This is a genomic window from Candidatus Melainabacteria bacterium (assembly GCA_003963305.1).
Taxonomy (GTDB): Bacteria; Cyanobacteriota; Vampirovibrionia; order Obscuribacterales; family Obscuribacteraceae; genus PALSA-1081.
This window is the reverse complement of record RXJR01000009.1, coordinates 146019-165938: the sequence shown is the minus strand read 5'-3', so window position 1 is coordinate 165938 and position 19920 is coordinate 146019. Positions and strand designations below refer to the sequence as shown.

Here is a 19920-nt window from a genome sequence, read left to right as displayed (position 1 = left end):
GTCGACCAACGTGCTCTAACACCAGCGTTGAGTAACTCAGTCGAGCTTGCATGCAACAGAATCCAACTTGTAACCCACGCCTTTGACTGTTGTGATGATGGATGGTCGTCCATCTATGTCTACTTTGCTTCTAAGCTTTGTAATATGCACCCGAACCGTCTCAGGCGATGTCTCAGATGCCGATGCCCAGACCCGATCAAGCAATGCGTCCGAACTGAAAATCTTATCGGGATAACGCATGAACAACTCCATCATCGCAAATTCCTTGGGCTGCAGCTTGATGGAAATGCCTTTGCGAACGATTGCGCAACTGTCGGGGTCAAGTGCAAAATCACCGACGCTGTGCCGTTCTTGCATGAGAGCAGCCGGTCTCCTCAACAGCGCTTTTAAACGCGCATTCAACTCACGCATATCAAATGGTTTGACGAGATAATCGTCTGCGCCGGAGTCCAGCCCCGCTTCTTTCTCCTCCACCGAACGACGCCCGCTCAGGATCAAAACAGGTGTAGTACCACCCTTGCCCCGAAATTCAGCCAGGATGTCGCGCCCGTCCATGTCGGGCAGCGTCAGGTCAAGGATGATCAGATCATATGGATACGAGGCCAGCAAGTCCAAGCCCTCTTGCCCGTATTCAACAGCCTCTACAATGTGCGACAGGCTCGTCAGGTAATCTGTGATTGTGAAACGAACACTATGGTCGTCTTCGATAACAAGGATCTTTGCCATGAACTGCGTCCGCTTGAGAATCCTGTGATTCCGTGCGCTGCCATAATAACGTATCTAGCAACGCGATGCCGCCACCGGGCAGATGACGGCAGTTATTTGATGTCCTTATAAAGAACGATAGGCGAAGGGCTGTTCATTGCGGCATTTTTAGCCACTTCAGCTGCCGATAAGAGCAGACTCAAATCAAGAAAATCCTCGGGTATTGAAGCAATACCAAAAGCAAAGGACAGCTTATCCATGTCCATTCCCGGAAGCAGTGGAGAGGCAGTCAGAGTCTTCATGATTCTGTTGGCAAAAACCGCAGCACCGCTCGTCTTGGTATTCGGCAAGAGCAGGGCATAATCGAATGTTTCATAATGAGCCATCATGTCGACGTGACGCTTGACGCGACTAATTCGGCGCACAGCTTCGCTGACAGCGGCTAACGGCAATGGCTCTCTGACCGGATCCAGGTTTCCGCTAGCCATTCTCATCTGAAAAACAACCACCGAAATCGGGCTGGCAGAGCGATATCCCCGGAAGTATTCTTGCTCAAGGAAATACAGGAACGCCGGATAAGTGAAAAGCCCCGTCTCAGGGCGGCGCAAACTCATCATCACGTTTTGAATGGCGCGCTTATCAATGCTCTTAGGTTCGAGCGCAGGACGCACCGATTTGGCAGCGCCTGTTCCCTGCGAGAGCGTGATCAGGTCGCAACGCATCATGTTGCACATTAGAGGAATCCACTGACTGCGCGGCAAGCGCAGCTTCTCCAGCAGATGCTGCACAGGCTTTCCGTCATCGATTGAACGATAGAATTTCTTTTGAAAAGTCATTGGAATCGGGGCACCGGACGCCACCATTGATTCGAATTCTTTTTCACTGAGATTTTGATATTTGCGAGAAACTAAGGTTTCAGGTCGCAGCCCGCTGTTACGCAAATAAGTAGCGTTGTCGATCAGCTGCATGCCTTGCAGGAGCAGGCTGTCGAGATTCTGTCGAATCGTGCGAGCATCGGTTGTCACCTTTGCTTCAAAAGAAAAATCGCCTTCTTTCCACGTCAAAATCTCGAAGATGCTCTCTTCGCCAACTGTGTCGTTAGTAAATGAATGGACTGGAATGCCGTCTTTGAAATAAACCTCAGCCCCCCGATTGTTGCTGACTATCTTCAGGCGCCCATTCATTTGAGCCATAAGAATAGATTGCAAAAGCGTCGGCATCTGCACATGAGCCAGGTCGCCAGTCAGGGCACTGGTGGGCTTCGGCATTAAAAGAGCGGCATTTTCCTGGGTTGGAGTAAGCGGCTCCTGTTTGGGCGCATTGAGAGCTTCCAACCGATAATAAGTGTCTTGACCGCTGCCGGATTCGCGCCAGGTGTCAGAAATCGGTTCGGCAGGGGTGCTTACAGAGTTGAAACCGTCACCGCACGACGAACAGACAAGGTTATAGACCAGCAAGACATCGCAACTGACGTAGTTCCAGAGCAACTGAGAGCGGCTACCACTGCCTGCATACATGCGCCATTCAGCGTCTCCGCCCCTCGGACTGCACTCGATGGAGAGGGAATATTCACTCAACCCGTCCATTGGAGTCCAGCAGATCTCAATGGTCGTGCCGCGATGCTCTAGAGCTCTTTGCAAATAGGCGTGAATGTCCGCCAAACCTGGCGTGCTGGGCAGCCTGGGGAGTGATTTTGTCGTCCCAGTTTTCTTTAACATGTCCGCGATGAAGCTAATCCCCCGCCGGGATGTACTAACGAGTTCTGATCATTTATTCCCGCCGAGGCAAAAGTTAACACCAAACCTCGTTTTCCCGTTTAAATGTCTGATAAATAGACAATTTCTGGATAGAATTGAAAACTAGATGCCAAGTATTTGCGGTGCCAATTTTTTTCGGCATAGCCGGTCGATATCTACTGAGCATCGGTCGCGAATTATTATGAGCCGGAGATGGCAAAACAATCATCGAATTCGTTCTTCCTGCACATAAAAAGTCCGTAATTCCCTGCTTCGAGGGCGGTTTCAGATTTGATACCAGATCGAATTTACACCATAAAGATATCCGACAAGTATGGATAGATCGACAAAACTATGCCTTTTTAGCTCTGATACCACCTTCAGGTATAGAACCGGCTGTGGTGACAAGGGCACACCAGACAGCTTACAATGCTGGTGTATTCAGAAGTTCGGGCGATCCAAAATTCTCCTGCACTTAAAAAATCTTGACACCACATCTAGTGTGTAGTCTAATGCGGGCTGGAAGTGCAGTAGCGGGAGTTCCTGTTGCGAATAAAAGAAATCGAGCTTGATAACTTCAAGTCATTCGGAAAGCACACTCTAGTTCCGCTGCTGGACGGCTTTACGACCATTTCTGGTCCGAACGGGTCCGGCAAGTCAAACATCATCGACAGTCTTTTGTTTGCCCTCGGTTTGTCCTCGACGAGGAGCATGCGAGCAGAAAGACTGCCCGATCTTCTAAACAATTTGAGCGGCAAGAACGAAGCGCGCGTTACAGTTCGCTTCCTTAATAGCGAAAATGAAACCCTCGAAGTCAGCCGCAGAATCAAGGTTAAAGAGAACAGCTATACCAGCACATATTGGTTGAACGGTAAGACTGCTACCCTTACCGAAATACATGAAGAGCTGATGAAATATAACGTCAGCCCGACAGGATTCAACGTAATCATGCAAGGTGACGTCACCGGTATCGTCACCATGAGCGCCACCGAACGCCGAAAAATCATCGACGAACTGGCCGGCGTGGCGGAGTTCGATCGACTGATCGGTCAGGCCGGCACGGAGTTGCAGGCAGTCGCTGAGAAAATCGAGCATCAAAAAATTATCCTTGCCGAAATTCTGACGCGCCTTGAAGTTTTGAAGACAGACCGAGATCAAGCCCTCAAGTATCTCGACCTGAAGACGCAGAAAGAGGCGGTCGAAAAAGACCTGGTTTTCGTTCGGGCTCAGGAAGTCGAAGAGAAGACAAATAAAGAACTGGCTCAAATTGAAAAACTGAATGCCAAAGAAGAAAAGTTGCAGGAAGAGCTGGAAGCAGCTGAAGTCGCGCTTTTCCAGATGCGTTCAGAGATGGGACGAATCGAGCAAGAGATTCGCGAGAAAGGTGGCAATGAGCAACTGCTATTGCGTCAGGAACTGGAGAACACCCGAGGTGACCTGACTCGTGAAGAGAACAAACTCTCCAACCTGACTGGCGTCATTGGTGAGAAATCCAAGCTGCTCAAAAGCGTTCAATCGCAAATAAAAACAATCGATAAGCATCTTGCAGATATCGAAAAGCAAAAGAAACAGCACAAGCAAGACCAGCAAACAGTGCATCTGGGCTTGCTCGAAAAACAGGGTGCTTTCAGTGCCGTAATGGCAGAAATCGAGGTGTTACGTCAGGAAAAAGACAAAACATCCGATAAAGTCACGACTATTCATACCGACTTGCAGCAGCTCAGAGATGAGCGCCATAAGCTGGAAGTAAGAAAAACGGAACTTTCGACTCGCCGCACAGCCATCGAGCAAGAGCTTGAAAAGCTGCGCAGTTCGGCAACTGAAGCTATAGGCAAAGCCGCAAACTCCAAAGGTGCCATCGCCTCTTATGAGCGCCGCGTAGTCGATCAGCAAGCGCTTGTAGCTGGAATCGATCGATCAATTCAACAGCTGGAAGCTGAACTCGAAGGCACCAGAGAAGAAATCGAATCGAAACGTCTGGCGCTGGAGCAGATGAACCGACGCCTGATCGAAGTCGAGACCACACGAGAAGTGGCAGGTGAAAGCGGCTATGGACGGGCAGTAGAAGCAATCGCAAATTCCGGACTGTCCGGCGTGCACGGCACAATCGGGCAGCTTGGAAAAGTAGACGACAGATATGTAGTGGCACTGGAAACCTGCATTGGTCCAAGATTGAGCCACGTCGTTGTAGATGACGATGAAATCGCGCAACGCTGCATCGAGTTCCTGAAGAAGAATCAGGCGGGTCGCGCCACTTTCGTGCCGCTCAACAAAATTGCAGCCCAGCCTCCAGGCTTGCTGCCAAGCCGCCCTGGCGTAATTGACTTCGCATACAACCTGATCGATTTCAATCCACGTTTCACCAAAGCGTTCCAATATGCATGCGGTCAGACGATCGTCATGGATGGTATGGAAAACGCCCGACGTCTGCTCAACCAGGCTCGCATGGTGACACTCGAAGGCGAACTGTTCGACAAATCGGGCAGTATGTCCGGTGGTCAGGACAACAAAAACAAGTTGCACTTCTCGTCGAAGGGCGAGACGGACCTGTCTGTCTTGAAACAAACGAGCAAAAATCTTGCCGATCAGATTCGCTATCTGCAAGATTCATTGAAAGAATTGCAGTCTAGCTTGAATGAAGAGCGCGACAAATCGACCGCTGCTCGCGCCGATCTCGGTAAGAAGCAGGCTGAATTGGAAGCGAAAATCAAAGAAGCCAAAGATCTCGATGAAGAGATTGAGAGCGTCAAGCCGAAACTGCGCACCAGTGGCGATGAAATCGATCAAATAGATCAAGAGCTTGCCAGCATCGAATTCCACTTGAAGGATCTGGTCAAACAAATCACCAATCTCGAAGACGCGCTCAACGAAGTGCGCGATCAGGGCGCCAGAACAGCCATTGAGAAGCTGATTCATGAATCGGAAGAGCTGCGCGCAGATCTCGAAACTGTCGACAAAGAATACAAAGACATTCAGAGATTGATTGACAAAGCCGAAACTGAAGAAAATCTGGAATTAGCCAATCATCAAACACTGACTGCACAACTGGCTGAAGTTTCAGCCGAGATTGACGAAATCCAGGCGCAGAAGCCTGCTTACGAAAGCACGATTGCCACCCTGCGGCAATCGATCACTGACATGGAAAAGCGTGTCAGCGAAATTTCAGACGAGCTGGAAAACCTTCGCGATACAAAAGAACAAATTCACGAACAAGTTACAGCGACCGAAGTCGAAAAAACGAAGGCAGACCAGGAGCTCAAGCGCGTTGCCGAGCAGCGCACGGCCCACAAGATGGCTCACTTCGATTTACAGCAAGAGTTGGAAACATTGCGTGCAGAAATCGCACGGGTGCTCGAAGAGAATCCAAATTACGAGCCGCCATCGGCTGGCACAGTCGAACAACTCAAGCATCAAGCCGACCGCCTCGACAAGCGTATGCGTGCACTCGAACCGGTCAACATGAAGGCTCTGGAAGAGTACAACCAGACTGACGAGCGGCAAAAGGAAATGTCCGAACAGCTCTCCACTCTCACCCATGAGAGTGAAGAAATTCAACAACGCATCTCTGGTTACGACGTAATGAAGCGCCAGGAATTCATGGTGGCATTCGACCAGATCAATCAGAACTTCCAGGATATCTTTGCCGAGCTCTCTCACGGTCACGGGAAATTGGAGCTGGAAAATCCAGCCGACCCGTTTGCGGGCGGTCTGGTTATACGCGCTCAACCACGAGACAAGAAGATGCAACGCATCGAGGCACTTTCAGGCGGAGAGAAATCACTGACCGCGCTCTCCTTCGTGTTTGCCTTCCAGAGATTTGCTCCAGCTCCGTTCTATGCTTTCGACGAAGTCGATATGATGCTCGACGGTTCAAACGCCGAGCGCCTGGCGCGCATGGTGAAGAGCCAGTCCAAGACCGCTCAATTCGTAGCTGTCAGTTTGCGCCGTCCGATGATCGAAAACGCCGATCACGCCATAGGTGTCTCACTGCGTGCAGACGGCTACTCCAGAGTCGTTGGAATCCGCGAAATCCACATTCCTGAAGAAGAGCAAAAGCCAGAGCCACAGCCTGTTAGCGTGTAGGTGATCATGGACGAGAAACCTAAAAAACCAAAAGCACGCAAACAGTCTGCGAAATTTCGAGTCAGTCACGGTTTGATTGACAATGAGTTGGGTCTTTTCGAAGGTGATGCAGCGCGGCATAGTGAGGAAGCAGCTCGCTTTGGCGGGAAGCCGGATGCCACTCGCATCGATCCAACCATGCTGGATGCGATCGAATCAGCGCCAGTCGAGCTAACAATCGCCGCACCGGTTGTTGCAACTGAAGTGAAATTTGCCGCCACCAATGCCGACCAGGCAGGTGGTATTGAAATTCTCATTAAGATGGCATCGTCCGGTGAAATCGATCCAAAAAATATAGACATTATCGATGTTACCGATAAATTCTTGAAAGCAATTGCTGCCGTTCCGAAAGAGAATTTACGGCAGAGCGGAAAGATTTTATTCCACGCCAGTGTCTTGCTGCGCATGAAAGCAGAGGCAATGCTGGCAGCGGCAGTGGCAGTGGATGCCGGTGATGACTTCGTAGATTTCGATGAGGACGACGGTTCACTGTCGTTCGATGGCAAGTCTGAACCGCGCCAGTTAACGTTGCTCGACCTCGAACGGGCACTTGTGCGCAAAGCCAACAACCGACAGAACCGCCAGCGTAAGGTCACACTCGATCAACTTATCGATGCCCTGCGTGAAGCAGAAAAGATCGAGAAGACCAGACAAGCTCGTGAACCGCGTCAACGCATTGAGCTAGCGGGACAGCACAGCGCAAATGATGTGGGCGATCTCTTAGATTTGGCTCACGATGAGGATATCGAAGATACTATCAGTCGCGTCGAAAGTATACTCACCAGCGCTATCGGTGAGGGTGAATTGGTGCAACTCCTGCGCATCATTCAACTACTCGGTGGACATGGTGATTGGGTAGACGCATTTTTAGCTGTTCTTTTCCTGTCAAATGCCGGTAAACTAACACTGGAACAGAGAGATTTCTATGGTCCTTTATATGTCGTTCGCGGCGACGCTCCCGTGGACTACGAAATTCCGGCGGAGCACGAAGTTCCTGTGGATCGCCAGGTCCCTCTAGACCCCGAAGTTCCTGTTGATCACGAAGCCCCTCTAGACCTCGAAGTTCCTGTTGATCACGAAGCCCCTCTAGACCTCGAAGTTCCTCTAGATCGCGACGGTCCTCTAGAACACGGAAGTCCTATTGATCAAGAAGTCCCTCTAAATTCGATCAATCCGCATACAGCCGCAGAGTCGATGAACGTAGTAAGTTGAGAACAGAGTCATGCTTAAGTCAAAAATCGAAGCAATATTATTTCTGACCGATAAGCCAATGAGAGCGCAGGCTATTGCGCGCATTGTCAACGAAGACGTGCAAGTCGTTCGCCAGGCGATTCTCGATCTCATCCACGATTATGAAGAGCGCGCCAGCGGGCTCGAAATCGCCGATGACAATGGATATATCATTCAAGTAAAAGATGAATATGCATCGATTATCGATGAATTTGTGCCGATGGAAATGCCGGTCAGCTTGATTCGCACGTTATCGGCAATTGCCATCAAGCAACCAGTGGCACAATCCGAAATCATCAAAATCAGAGGCGCCGGTGCATACGATCACATCAAAGAGCTGATGTCCCGCGAACTGATTATCAAAAAGGAAGAGGGGCGGTCGCCGACTCTGAGCACTACTAAAAAATTCCAGGAATATTTCCGACTATCGCACGATGCCAAGTCTTTGCGAACTCAGCTTCGAAAAGAAGAAAAAGAGTTGACGAAAGAAGCGGTGTCTGGTGACGAAGAGCAGGCTGGTGGTGTGGCGCCCAACATTCATCCAGAGGCGATCGAATCGAGTAAGGCTAAACAGCTCGAAGTTCTCTTCGATACGAGTCCGGATGCATCTTTAGTTTTTCGCCCGGAAGAGCTTGACGGCAGTATCGCACCGGCAGGCGCTGACGGTGACGGCGATATCACAGTGATGATGGATGATATTGGTGCTGACGGAGCAACAGGCACCGCAGACGATATCCCTTCGATAAATGTAAGCGTCAGTCCCGACCTCTCAAACAATACCGAAGGTGCTGCGGTTAGCAGAGCGAAATTCGACGCTAAACTTGATGGCACAGGCTCGTCCGAATTGACTGATAAAAATCCTGAGCCAGACTCAACAGACGAATGATCGCTGCAGTTCTTCCCGCTGCGGGAGCCGGGGAACGTTTCAAAGCCAAGCCGACTGATGCTGCCAAACAGTTCGTAGGACTGGAAGGTCGGCCGCTATATCTCTGGTCGTTATCAACTCTGGCCGCTCACCAGCAAATAGACGTTATCGCCCTGTGCGTACCGGAGATGTCACTGGATACGGTGCAAGCCGAAATCAAGCGATTACTTCCAGAGGCTCAGGCTTCGAAAGTAATCGTCACCGCTGGTGGTTTAACCAGGCAAAACTCCGTCCATAACGGACTCGAGCGACTGAGTCAGCTCAGCCAGCCGCCCACATTTGTCATGGTGCACGATGCTGCCAGACCCCTGCTCACGGAGAAACTGATAAATCAGGTCATTGAATCTGTAACCGCCAACGGTGCATGCACGGTTGCAATGCCAGTGACTGATACTATTAAACGCGCCAAAGACAATATTGTAGGCGATACACTGGACCGAAACGAGCTCGTGCAGATACAAACGCCACAGGCAGCCAAATTTGAATGGCTCCTCAATGCTCACCGAAAAGCCGCAGCGGATAATTTTGGCACCACTGACGATTCCACGATACTCGAGCACAGTGGACATAAAGTGCATATCGTCATGGGTTCGCCATATAATCTAAAAATTACAAATCCTGAAGACCTCTCTCTATGTCAGTCTCTGGCGTCTATGCTCTCGCAAGGAAGTTAGCAAGCAGCTCAGGGACAGAGAATTCACGTTATCGGTACTTGCTTATTGCTACGAATTGATTAGAATTGATGACAACATGCGTGCACCATCTGAGATGGCACTCCGATCGGTTGATAAAAGTAGGCGCAGGATATACGCAGCAGATACTTGCACCAGGCATAATTGCAAAGGACTACTATGGTAGACGAAAGTAAAAATGTTTCGACAGAAAAGCCAACCGTAAACAGCGGCCGCAACGCGAAGAAGGAAGTGGATTTATTCCCTGCCCTGAACGACCGAAAAGGAACACTGAGCACGCTGCGTACTCCACCGACAAAATTTGGTACTCAGATCTCAATTTTTGCTCCTGTCTCGTTTGAAGAAGCGATTGAAATTGTTGAATGCTTACGCGGACGCGCTGCCACCACAATTTCACTGGAGAACATGAAGAAGATCGACGCCAACCGGCTCGTTGATTTTGTCGCTGGTGCATCAGCAGCACTCGACGGCGATTTCCACAAACTGAGCGAGCAAGTCTACTTGTTCTGCCCGAGCAACATTAAGATCACCGCCCCCGGCAAGGAATTCGATAAGGTATCTGCTTCTGCCGCTGCCTCATCCTCCTCAACCGCGCTTGGTGGTTTCGGCGCACTTGATTTCCTCTATCCGACACCAACTCAGTACGACTCGTCAACGAGCAGTACATGGTCGACAATTCATTAGCATTTAATTAATGAATTCTCACCTGTTGCGGGTGGGTGTTAGACAACCGGCACTTCAAGTTTTTTAACAGCCGACTCAGTTATCCACTGGTATTATGTAAGAACAGAGCGCAGGACGGATTTCCCGTCAGGTGCCTTGTTTCCTCCTTACCTAATCCACCACAACTAGTTCATCCCTCCCACCTTACCAGGGAGGGATGTGCGTTTTAGGGGTGTTTTTTCGGCTCCGAAATGCTCGAATACTTGACACAAACTCAAGTTTGGACTAGGCAGGCGCATAGCCGTAAGAGCCTTGAGGTACCAGCCGACGTGCTACACAGCGTATATATCGCGCAAATGCTCATCAGTCCAGGCTCGTAGCCAGGTCCGTTCCGCAGTTTAGCCAATAAAAACACCGGAAAAGCCCGCTCTGTTTCGATCTCAGGACACGACTACCTCTGAGGTCCTTACTTGAATGTAATTAATTCCATGCGGGGCGACCCAGTACTGGTGGGCATCGTTTGTCATGTAATTAACTACCTTCGAGTAAGGGTTAGATTTTAGATGAGGCAACACGGTTGTAAGGGTTAGATTTTTAGACTGAGGCAACACGGTTGTAAGGGTTAGATTTTTAGACTGAGGCAACAGGGGAGCAAGGGAAGCCAAGAGCATGCCATTTAAGACCTGATTGCAGCCAAACGGAAAAACAGAAAGACCAGGACGTCTAAAGTCGACATAAGAACGAAGGTCGACATACGAATGAAGCTCGACACAAGAACGAAGGTCGACATACGAATGAAACTCGACACAAGGATGAAGGTCGAGACGCTAATGACAACTGATTAATTAATCAAGTGCATTAGGCAACTTGAACCCGTTCCAGAGTTGTAATGGGGACAATCAAATCCAACCAAATCAATCAATCACAAATCAATCAATTTTTGCCTCGATTCAACCTTATCGATTCCTCGTTAAATGAAAAGTAGCTGAATCGAATTGCTGGAGGAAATACCAATGACTTTCTCTGGTTTCAACATGAAAGACCTGGTGCCTGCAAATCTTCTACCAAAAGATCTGAGGACCAAGATCTACGAACACATGGGAAAAGATCCAGCCACTCTATCTATCGTCACTGAGCAGTTTGATCGGTACAACCAGGCAAATCTCCAGATTGCCATCGACGAGCTGACGACCAAAGATGGACGGACGTGCAGCATTCTTGGAATTCAAGGCGGATTTCTGAACAATCTTACCGGTACGTCACTGGCAGATCTTGTCGCATCACAGTCGGTGGCAAGCTTTGTTGGTCTGGGCGGCGCCAAAGAGGGCACTGTCCAATACCTGAATATGGAATTGGACGGCGGCAAGAAACTAGCCTGCGTGCAGGGCGGTCTCTACCTGATCAACGGCAATCCAAAGCTTGTGCTGCTGCTCAGACAAGGCTCAATGATGGACTTTGCCAACGCCGCTCCGATTGTCGTTGATGTTATGGCTGAAAACCGCGCCACCGCAGAAAAATTCATAAAAGACATTCAGCGGCTTATGGGTAAGAACAACATCTATCGCGGCAAAATGCTTTCAGTCATCGAAGGCAGCGCCAGTAGTGTAGGCAGCGGCGGTGGTGGCACGTTGAAGTTCCATACGGTGCCAGTGATCACGCGAGAACAAATCATATTGCCGGAAGGCTTGCTTAAACGCATTGAACGCCAGACCACGGAAGTCGGCAAGTATAGCGAGGCTTTGAAAAATGCCGGGCGCAAATTGAAACGAGGCATTCTTCTGCATGGCAAGCCGGGCACCGGTAAGACAATGACGGCGATGTATCTTGCATCCGCAATGAGAGAACGCACTGTGCTACTTGTGACGGGAAGAGGACAGGGGTTAATTAGCAGAACTTGCTTCTTTGCCCGATGGTTAGCACCGTCTATGGTGATCATTGAAGACGTCGACTTGATTGCTGAAGATCGAAGTCAGCAAGGCAACTGTAATCAGCACTTGCTTTTAGAGTTAATGAACGAAATGGACGGTCTATCCGACGATGTTGACGTTCTGTTTGTGCTCACCACTAATAGACCTGAGATATTGGAACCGGCTCTGGCTGCACGTCCGGGACGAATCGACCAGGCGTACGAAGTGCCGCTGCCCGACGCTGAATGCAGAAAACGTCTCTTTGAAGTCTACTCCAAAGGACTAACAGTAAAAGTAGATAACATGGACGTATTCATCAAACGTACCGCCGGGGCAAGTGGTGCATTTATCGGAGAACTTATGCGCAAAGCTGCGCTATTCGCTGCTCCAGATGGCGACCCAATTGTTGTTTCCGACCGTCACCTTGATGAAGCCATGCACGAAATGGTCGTTGCGGGAGGCAGTTTAACTAAGAGCCTGCTCGGATCGAAAGACATCGGTTTCGTACCCAGCGAGTTAAGCACCCGATGAGCCTGAACAAAAGGTCCACAACTACAATTGCAGCGGTAACGGCAGCCATCTGCGCGATCTTAGGGGCGCTTTACGCGATGCTCAATCGCAAAGCTGAAACACCCTTAAAAAAGATCCAACCAACACAAGGGCACTGGCAGCCACAACCACGCCCATCATATACAAGATCTTCAGGCTCATTCCCGCCACCGCCGCCGCCTCCCCCTCCACTGCCGCCGCCGCCGCCACCACCGCCAAGGCCGCCTGCGCCCTTTAATCGCAATTTCTAAGCTAGAGAAATTTTTGTTCCTAGCAGTTCAAGAAACTTACGGATCCAGTCGGGATGTCCGGGCCAGGCAGCGGCACTAACGAGATTTCCATCGACATGGGCGTTGGTAAAGTCTTTGTTCTGTTCGACAAATGTGCCACCGCATCCGGTTACCTCAGGTGACACGGCCGGGTAAGCCATGCATGACCTATTCTTGAGAACACCTGCTGCCGAAAGAATCTGCGCGGCATGACACACTGCCGCTACTGGTTTGTTTTCATCGAAAAAATGTCTGACGCAATCCAGAATCTTAGGATTCAATCTCAGATATTCGGGTGACCTTCCACCCGAAATGACCAACGCATCGTAATCACTTGCACGCAGATTGTCGAAATCGGCAGTAATCGCAAAATTGTGACCAGGCTTTTCTGTGTAAGTCTGGTCGCCTTCGAAGTCATGAATTGCCGTCTTTACCTTGTCGCCGCTCTTCTTACCAGGGCAGACGGTGTCTACGTGATGGCCGACCATCAGAAGCATTTGATATGGAACCATCGCCTCATAATCTTCGACAAAATCACCGACGAGTTGAAGAATTTTGGCCATCGCTGCGTTCACCCTCATTTGCCTTCGCTACATTGTAACTTAGAGACCCACTGCATCAGCTGCCCACGGCTTCAGCTACTCACCGCATCAGCTGCCACTGCATCAGCTGCCCACCGCATCAGCTACCCACCGCATCAGCTGCCCATCGCATCAGCGGCCCACTGCATCAGCTGCCTGGCGGCCAGCTCAACATCATCGCCGGAGACGGTTATCTCGTAAGGCGCGTTCTTCGCCAGATGACCATCGTACAAGGGATCGTAGTAGTCAGATAAAAGAGCTTTAATTGCTTGATCTAACTGACCGTTAAGTCCAAAAGCAGCAATCTCGTCGGTTCGTTTGTTTCCAAGGCGCACACGCAGGTTCTGCATCGCAGCAACCGCCTCAGCCTTTAATTCGTCAGTAAACACATTGGCGTACTCAGCCGTTATGCGTTCGACCCGACGCGCCATAGAACCAGTCACTTCAACTCTTCTGCCTGTGGCAATGCGGTCAATGAGAAAGTCGGGCAGAGCTATCCTGCCAATCTTGCGACTCTCGGCTTCGATAAAAACCGGACGGCTAGTAAATTGACGCAGCTTAAGCCACAACTCAGACTCGAAGTTCTTCTGAGTCGGCTGCACACTCAGCCCAAGCGCACCAAATACGGAGCCCCGATGATTCGCCAATTCTTCGAGATTTAAAACGTCTGCTCCCAGGTTTTCGAGAGCACGCAAAATTTCAGACTTACCAACGCCCGTACGACCGTGCAATATTACTGGAGTAAATGAATACTGAGCGCGCGCGAAGTCATTCATTACGACCTTACGCCAGCCCTTGAAACCGCCCGTAAGGCGCCAACAATCGATTCCAACAACCGTAAGAAAACTGGCAACCGTTTCACTGCGCAACCCGCCCCGCCAACAATGAACGACAATGTGCTGCCCTTGATTCTTCAATTCAAGAATTTTGTCCACGATATCGGGAATTTTTGGCGAGATGATCTTCAGCGCCTTTCGACGTGCCACCATTTCGCCTTCGACCGCATAAGTGGTGCCGATAAAAACGCGCTCGTCGTCCTCCAACAAAGGGATATTGACGGAGTGCGGTATGTACTCGGCTTTATGCTCGCACGGCGATCGAACATCGATGACCAGTGCATCTTTCAGGTCGAACAGTCGCTCGGGTGCGAGTTCACGCCAGGTCATTTTGGTTCGATGGTCTGCTTGGATTCCAACTTGGTTTCCGTAGACTCGAGTCTGCTTTCTCTGGTTTGAATCTTGCAATTTTTGTCGAATCTAGACTCGGCTGATTCCGTACTACCATCTCTGGATGCCGTACCACCATCTCTGGATTCCGTATTACCGGTAGAAGGCATCGAGACTTGATGCACCATTACATGCACCAGCGGACGGGACCGCATTTTCTCAGCGAAAAATCCTTCCAGTCCACCTTGAATAAAATGAGATAGTTCAGCTTCGGCAAGAGCATCGACAGTCGGCTTGACGTTCAAAATATTTCTCACTTCGCTCTGCACTTTGCTGACGAACTCGTCGGGCGCCATGCCGCGCGGAAAGATGACACCCTTCAAGCTGACATCGGGACCGGCGATAATCTCGCGCTTGCCATTCAACGTCAAAGCGACCGCGACAAGACCGTCAGCCGCGAGATGGCGCCGCTCGTCAACGATTTCTTCGTTGATGTGCCAGGCACGCGAAGAGTCTACAAGAATGATTCCAGACTTGATTCTGCCTGTGACGGCACCACGCTCGTCATCCAGTTCGAGCACATCTCCGTTATCCATGACGAAGCAATTGTCTTTCTCGACACCGCATTCTTGTGCCAGCTCAGAATGCAGGACAAGCATGCGATATTCACCATGCACAGGCATGAAAAATTTCGGTTTGCACAAGTTGATCATCAACTTCTGCTCTTCCCTGCAGGCGTGACCGGAGACGTGCACACCGGCATCGCGCCCGTAGATTACGTCGGCACCGCGCACAAACAGCGCGTTGATCGTGTTTGCAATCGAACGTTCGTTACCAGGAATAGGCGTGGCGGAAATGACGACCGTGTCACCCTGCATTATCTTGATCTGCTTATGCTCATCGTTAGCGATTCTAGTTAGCGCAGAAAGAGGTTCGCCCTGACTGCCTGTTGTAAGAATCACTACCTTATTTGGTGGCAACTTATTGATCTGATCGATGGGAATGAGCAATCCATCGGGGAAAGTCATGTATCCCAGTTCACGCGCAATGCTGGCGAGATTTAGCATGGAGCGCCCGAGAATCGATACTTTTCGATCGTACTTCATCGCCGCCTGCAAAACCTGCCTGATGCGATGAACATTGCTGGCAAATGTTGTGACTATGATTCGCTTTGGTGCGCTGGAGAACACTTCGTTGATTTTTTTCCACACTGTTTTCTCAGACGGAGTGAATCCCTCGCGCTCTGTATTTGTGCTGTCGCTCATCAAAAGAAGAACGCCTTCTTCCGCCGCTTTCGTCAAACTGGCTATATCGAAAAGTTCGCCATCAACCGGCGTGAAGTCGAACTTGAAATCACCGGTGTGAATCAACGTGCCAACCGGAGTATTGATAATCAAGCTGAATGAGTCGGCTATCGAATGTGTGCAGCGAATAAACTGCACCGTAAAACAACCAATCTTCACTTTCTGCCGCGGTCGCACTTTACGCATGACAGTTCGACTGTCCAGCCCGCCTTCTTTGAGCTTTCCTTCCAGAAGCCCGATGGCAAGCGAGGGTCCGTAAATGACAGGTATGCTCATCTCTTTCAAAATGAACGGAATACCGCCAATGTGGTCCTCATGTCCATGCGTGACGGCCAGACCTTTTATTCTGTCTTGATTTTCAACGAGGAAGGAAATATCGGGAAGGACGAGATCGACGCCGATCATGTCTTCGTTGGGAAATGCCAGACCGGCATCAACCAGCATGATGTCGTCGCCGTAGCAAATCGCAAGAGTGTTCTTGCCGATTTCGCCGAGACCGCCTATGGGAATAATCTTGAGTACGTTAGTGCCAAGCTCGACTTTCCCTGATTCTGTGTTCTCGACTGCCACCGCTGAACTCCTGATTAAACGACAGACTTTTGAGCGGTCAAATTCGCTGCTACGTCAGCTTCTTTCAAAAGTCGATCCATTACTTGCTTCTCCGCACTGGTCAGAGGAACTAGCGGCAACCGCAAATGTTCCGAACAAATGCCGAGCACCGAGAGCGCATACTTAACACATGTCGGGTTCGGTGCTGCAAACAAGCCTTTGAACACAGGCAAATATTTGTAGTGCTTCGCACGTGCCGCGTCGTGTCGCCCGGCAAAGAAATCTTCAATCATGGTGGAAATCTGCTGACCAATGATGTGGCTCGCGACACTGACGATTCCGGCACCACCAATGGAGAGGAACGGCAGGGTCAGGTAATCATCACCGGAATAGATTTTAAAGGTGTCTCGAGCCTTTCCAGCTATCTCTGCTGACTGTTCAACATTACCGGTCGAGTCTTTCAGTGCATGAATGTTGCTGTCATTGGCAATGATTTCGAGCATGGTATCGGGGCTGATGTTGATACCAGTCCTTCCGGGAATGTTATAGACAATTATCGGCAAGCTGGTCGACCGGGCGACCTCGTGAAAATGCCTGACCAGTCCGGACTGACTTGGCTTGTTGTAGTAGGGAGCGACGACCAGTAAACCATCGGCACCGAGCTTCTCAGCTTCCTGTGACGCCTTGATTGACTTAGCAGTGGCATTGTAACCAGTGCCCATGACGACCCTGGCTTTGCCGTCAACTGCTTCGATAACAGCTTTCAGTAAATCCCGCTTTTCGGAATCATCGAGTGTCGGGCTCTCGCCGGTGGTGCCGGCGACGACAAAAGTCGTTGTTCCGGTCGACAAAAGATGTTTTACAAGCTTCTCGGTTGCCTTGAAGTCAATGTTCGACTGCTCATCGAACGGTGTCACCATTGCTGTCATCACGCGCCCGAACATCGGAGCGTCAGTCTGGATCACTAGTCGTCCTCCCTGGATTCATGCAAGACCTAGTTGGCTACCGGCTGTCTCAATAAGTTGTGCTCAACAACATACTCGGCGATACGCACTGCATTCAGTGCGGCACCGATTCTCAAGTTGTCGGCAACGACCCACAAATTCAAACCGTTTTCTGACGAGGTATCGCGACGGATACGTCCGACGAACACTGGATCTTTACCAGCAGCTTCGAGCGGTGTCGGGTAGATGCCCTTTTCCGGCTCATCCCAGACTTCGATGATGGAACTATTTGCAAGCGCTTCCCGAGCCTGATGAGGGCTGACCGGATGCTCCAGATCAACCGTTACCGCTTCACTGTGGCTGATTGTGACAGGCACGCGAACAGCAGTACAGGTAACAGGGAGGTTCGGCAGTTCGAGAATCTTCTGTGACTCCTGCACGACCTTCATCTCTTCCTTGCTGTAACCATTGTCGAGGAACACATCAATGTGAGGAATCAAATTGAACGAAATCTGACGCTGGAAAACCTGCGGCGGATAGTCTTGATCGTTCATTAGCGCTCTGGTCTGATTTTCCAGTTCGTCCATGGCTTCCTTACCGGCGCCGCTGACGGATTGATAGGTGGAAACGATGACACGCTTCAATCCACCCAGTTCGTGCAATATCTTCAGAACCGGCACGAGTTGGGCAGTCGAACAGTTCGGATTGGCAATGATGCCTTTGTGAGTCTTGACGGCATGACCATTCACCTCAGGCACCACTAGTGGTACCGAAGGATCCATGCGGAAGGCGTTTGAGTTGTCGATGACGACAGCGCCCTGCTCAACTGCCTGAGGAGCGAGGTCTTTGATGATGTCCGAACCGGCGGAAGCGAGCACGATGTCGATGCCTTTGAATGCCTCCGGGCTCATCTCTTGAACAGGATACGACTTACCCTTGAATGCGATGGTCAAGTCTTTCGAGCGGGCGCTCGCCAAAAGTTTTAGTTCGCCGATCGGGAAGTTTCGCTCTTCCAAGACCCGCAACAGCTCCTGACCGACTCTACCGGTTGCCCCAACGATTGCTACGTTGATGGGTCGCACTGAGTTTTTCATCTATCCTGGTTCCTCTCTGTTGGACAATTCGAAGCGGAACAATTCCGCACTTTTCTATGGGGTATCAGTACCGTCAAAGTGACATCACTTCGCACCCAGCGGCACCACGCTTTTCATCAGTATGCCGTCCAGACCAACAACTAAGTGGTCGAGATCGCATACTGCTTTCAAAGCAAGCAAAATTCCTTTCGTAAAACAGCTCGTATTGAAGCTGTCGTGTGTAACCTTCAAAAGCTCACCATCAGAGCCGAAAAGCACTTCCTGATGCGAAATCAAACCCGGCAGTCGCAACGAATGCACACGAATGTTTGCGTCGTTCTTGGCGCCACGGGCTCCAGGCATCAATTCTTTTTCTTTTACGATTTGCGGATTGAAATTGCTTCCCGACTCAGACATCATCTGCAAAGTGTGCATGGCCGTGCCTGATGGAGCATCTACCTTCTTCGTGTGATGCATTTCCACAACTTCCACATTCTGAAAAATGCAGGCAGCTTGCCGGGCAAATTCCATCATCAAAACGGCACCAACTGAGAAGTTGGGCACCAGCATTGCACCGATTTTCAATTTAGCCGACAAGTCAGACAGCTCCTTCAAGCTTTCGGCGGAGATGCCGGATGTACCTATGACTGGGCGAATTCCCTGCTCGAGGGCACGCTTCGCATTCGCGACGGCGACCTCGGCGCGGGTGACGTCCAGAAGAACATCAGGCTTGCACCGGGCTACAGATTCCGAAAAATCGTTGCTGACAAGTATACCAGCGTTGGCTGCGTCTGCCATACCCAAGATTGAGCGCACGTCGGCGCCTACGTAGGGTGCCGATGCGCTGCCAAACGCGCCGACCAGCTCAAACTCAGGGTTTGAGAAGACTGCCTGAGCTCCGGTGCGCCCCATTCTGCCATTTATTCCGGCTATAACTACCTTTACAGTTTTGGTAGAAGTGCCCGATTCGCTCATTTTTACTCCGTTGCAACCTTGAAAAGAGGTCAATAGTAGTCAAACCTTGGCGGGCGTTTCAGCCACACAAGAGTTCCGCCCCGTTGAACCGAATCCGCCGGCTCCGCGAATCTCACTTGATGAAAGCTCGTCAACTTCTTCGACCTCAACGTACGGAATCGGCATAACAACGAGCTGCGCGATGCGCTCTCCCGGTTCGAATGTATAAGATTCGGCACCGTGATTGATAAGCAAAACAATTACTTCGCCACGATAATCAGAATCAATCGTGCCGACGCTGTTCGTGAGCGAGATTCCAGCCCTGGCAGCCAAGCCGGAACGCGGCACGACCTGACCCTGATGGCGCTCGGGAATTTCAATCTGGATGCCGGTTGGCATCTTCATGCGGTCACCCGGCTTCAACTCGACCGACTCGGATATCGCAGCAGAAAGGTCGAGACCCGCCGAACCCGGTGTGGCGTATGAAGGGAGCGCCTTACAGTGAGGGAGTCTCTTCACTTTCAATTTGACAACTTCGCTCATAATTCCTC

Annotated in this window: 16 protein-coding genes; 6 read left to right on the top strand and 10 right to left on the bottom strand. The window is 50.5% G+C overall.

The genetic code is table 11. The features are described 5' to 3' along the window. Positions 1-36: 36 nt before the first annotated feature. Together EKK48_10765 and EKK48_10760 are read right to left on the bottom strand one after the other, a co-directional pair. Entirely contained in the window at positions 37-726 is a 690-nt protein-coding gene (locus EKK48_10765) for a response regulator transcription factor (protein ID RTL42464.1), read from the bottom strand. A 92-nt stretch (positions 727-818) separates the two neighbouring features. After that, positions 819-2423 carry a DUF4388 domain-containing protein gene (locus EKK48_10760; protein ID RTL42463.1) on the bottom strand — a complete coding sequence of 535 codons (1605 nt, stop codon included), beginning with the start codon at positions 2421-2423 and terminating at the stop codon, positions 819-821. Positions 2424-2984: 561 nt separating this feature from the next. Between EKK48_10760 and smc the strand changes: the two genes are divergently transcribed. The 6 genes from smc to EKK48_10730 all read left to right on the top strand — a co-directional run bounded on the left by smc (position 2985) and on the right by EKK48_10730 (position 12511). Then, positions 2985-6524, top strand: a complete 3540-nt coding sequence (gene smc, locus EKK48_10755) for a chromosome segregation protein SMC (GenBank protein ID RTL42462.1) — start codon at positions 2985-2987, stop codon at positions 6522-6524. A 6-nt stretch (positions 6525-6530) separates the two neighbouring features. Beyond that, the gene (locus tag EKK48_10750) at positions 6531-7775 is read left to right on the top strand and encodes a hypothetical protein (GenBank protein RTL42461.1); all 1245 of its coding nucleotides are present in this window, start codon (positions 6531-6533) and stop codon (positions 7773-7775) included. A gap of 10 nt (positions 7776-7785) precedes the next feature. Continuing rightward, a complete protein-coding gene (gene scpB / locus EKK48_10745) occupies positions 7786-8679 on the top strand; it encodes an SMC-Scp complex subunit ScpB (protein ID RTL42460.1) in 894 nt (297 codons plus the stop codon). Further along, positions 8676-9392, top strand: coding sequence for a 2-C-methyl-D-erythritol 4-phosphate cytidylyltransferase (gene ispD, locus EKK48_10740; GenBank protein ID RTL42459.1), 717 nt, complete (start codon positions 8676-8678; stop codon positions 9390-9392). Before scpB ends, ispD begins: the two co-directional genes overlap by 4 nt. 177 nt (positions 9393-9569) lie before the next feature. Beyond that, positions 9570-10094: a DUF552 domain-containing protein gene (locus EKK48_10735; protein RTL42458.1), complete on the top strand. Its 525-nt coding sequence runs from the start codon at positions 9570-9572 to the stop codon at positions 10092-10094. Positions 10095-11086: 992 nt separating this feature from the next. Beyond that, entirely contained in the window at positions 11087-12511 is a 1425-nt protein-coding gene (locus tag EKK48_10730; protein RTL42457.1) for an ATP-binding protein, read from the top strand. A gap of 70 nt (positions 12512-12581) precedes the next feature. On the opposite strand, the gene EKK48_10725 is transcribed toward EKK48_10730, so the two are convergent. The 8 genes from EKK48_10725 to EKK48_10690 form a co-directional block, all read right to left on the bottom strand. Continuing rightward, positions 12582-12773, bottom strand: coding sequence for a hypothetical protein (locus tag EKK48_10725; GenBank protein ID RTL42456.1), 192 nt, complete (start codon positions 12771-12773; stop codon positions 12582-12584). 3 nt (positions 12774-12776) lie between these two features. Then, positions 12777-13361 (bottom strand): DJ-1/PfpI family protein, encoded by a 585-nt coding sequence (locus EKK48_10720; protein ID RTL42455.1) that lies wholly within the window; start codon positions 13359-13361, stop codon positions 12777-12779. Positions 13362-13495: 134 nt separating this feature from the next. Then, entirely contained in the window at positions 13496-14545 is a 1050-nt protein-coding gene (mnmH, locus tag EKK48_10715) for a tRNA 2-selenouridine(34) synthase MnmH (GenBank protein ID RTL42454.1), read from the bottom strand. Next, a complete protein-coding gene (locus tag EKK48_10710; GenBank protein ID RTL42453.1) occupies positions 14542-16434 on the bottom strand; it encodes a ribonuclease J in 1893 nt (630 codons plus the stop codon). Before EKK48_10710 ends, mnmH begins: the two co-directional genes overlap by 4 nt. Next, on the bottom strand, positions 16434-17342 hold the full coding sequence (dapA, locus tag EKK48_10705; protein RTL42794.1) for a 4-hydroxy-tetrahydrodipicolinate synthase: 909 nt from the start codon (positions 17340-17342) through the stop codon (positions 16434-16436). Before dapA ends, EKK48_10710 begins: the two co-directional genes overlap by 1 nt. A gap of 50 nt (positions 17343-17392) precedes the next feature. Then, positions 17393-18424: an aspartate-semialdehyde dehydrogenase gene (locus EKK48_10700; GenBank protein ID RTL42793.1), complete on the bottom strand. Its 1032-nt coding sequence runs from the start codon at positions 18422-18424 to the stop codon at positions 17393-17395. Between the two features lie 96 nt (positions 18425-18520). Further along, entirely contained in the window at positions 18521-19390 is an 870-nt protein-coding gene (locus tag EKK48_10695; protein RTL42452.1) for a 4-hydroxy-tetrahydrodipicolinate reductase, read from the bottom strand. A gap of 39 nt (positions 19391-19429) precedes the next feature. After that, positions 19430-19912, bottom strand: coding sequence for a dUTP diphosphatase (locus EKK48_10690; protein ID RTL42451.1), 483 nt, complete (start codon positions 19910-19912; stop codon positions 19430-19432). Positions 19913-19920: the final 8 nt, after the last annotated feature.

Excerpts from the sequence above, each read along its gene's own strand:
- EKK48_10765 (RTL42464.1), bottom strand. The coding sequence starts at position 726 with ATGGCAAAGATCCTTGTTATCGAAGACGACCATAGTGTTCGTTTCACA.
- EKK48_10760 (RTL42463.1), bottom strand. The coding sequence starts at position 2,423 with ATGTTAAAGAAAACTGGGACGACAAAATCACTCCCCAGGCTGCCCAGC.
- EKK48_10750 (RTL42461.1), top strand. The coding sequence starts at position 6,531 with ATGGACGAGAAACCTAAAAAACCAAAAGCACGCAAACAGTCTGCGAAA.
- scpB (RTL42460.1), top strand. The coding sequence starts at position 7,786 with ATGCTTAAGTCAAAAATCGAAGCAATATTATTTCTGACCGATAAGCCA.
- ispD (RTL42459.1), top strand. The coding sequence starts at position 8,676 with ATGATCGCTGCAGTTCTTCCCGCTGCGGGAGCCGGGGAACGTTTCAAA.
- EKK48_10735 (RTL42458.1), top strand. The coding sequence starts at position 9,570 with ATGGTAGACGAAAGTAAAAATGTTTCGACAGAAAAGCCAACCGTAAAC.
- EKK48_10730 (RTL42457.1), top strand. The coding sequence starts at position 11,087 with ATGACTTTCTCTGGTTTCAACATGAAAGACCTGGTGCCTGCAAATCTT.
- EKK48_10720 (RTL42455.1), bottom strand. The coding sequence starts at position 13,361 with ATGGCCAAAATTCTTCAACTCGTCGGTGATTTTGTCGAAGATTATGAG.
- mnmH (RTL42454.1), bottom strand. The coding sequence starts at position 14,545 with ATGACCTGGCGTGAACTCGCACCCGAGCGACTGTTCGACCTGAAAGAT.
- dapA (RTL42794.1), bottom strand. The coding sequence starts at position 17,342 with ATGTTCGGGCGCGTGATGACAGCAATGGTGACACCGTTCGATGAGCAG.
- EKK48_10695 (RTL42452.1), bottom strand. The coding sequence starts at position 19,390 with ATGAGCGAATCGGGCACTTCTACCAAAACTGTAAAGGTAGTTATAGCC.
- EKK48_10690 (RTL42451.1), bottom strand. The coding sequence starts at position 19,912 with ATGAGCGAAGTTGTCAAATTGAAAGTGAAGAGACTCCCTCACTGTAAG.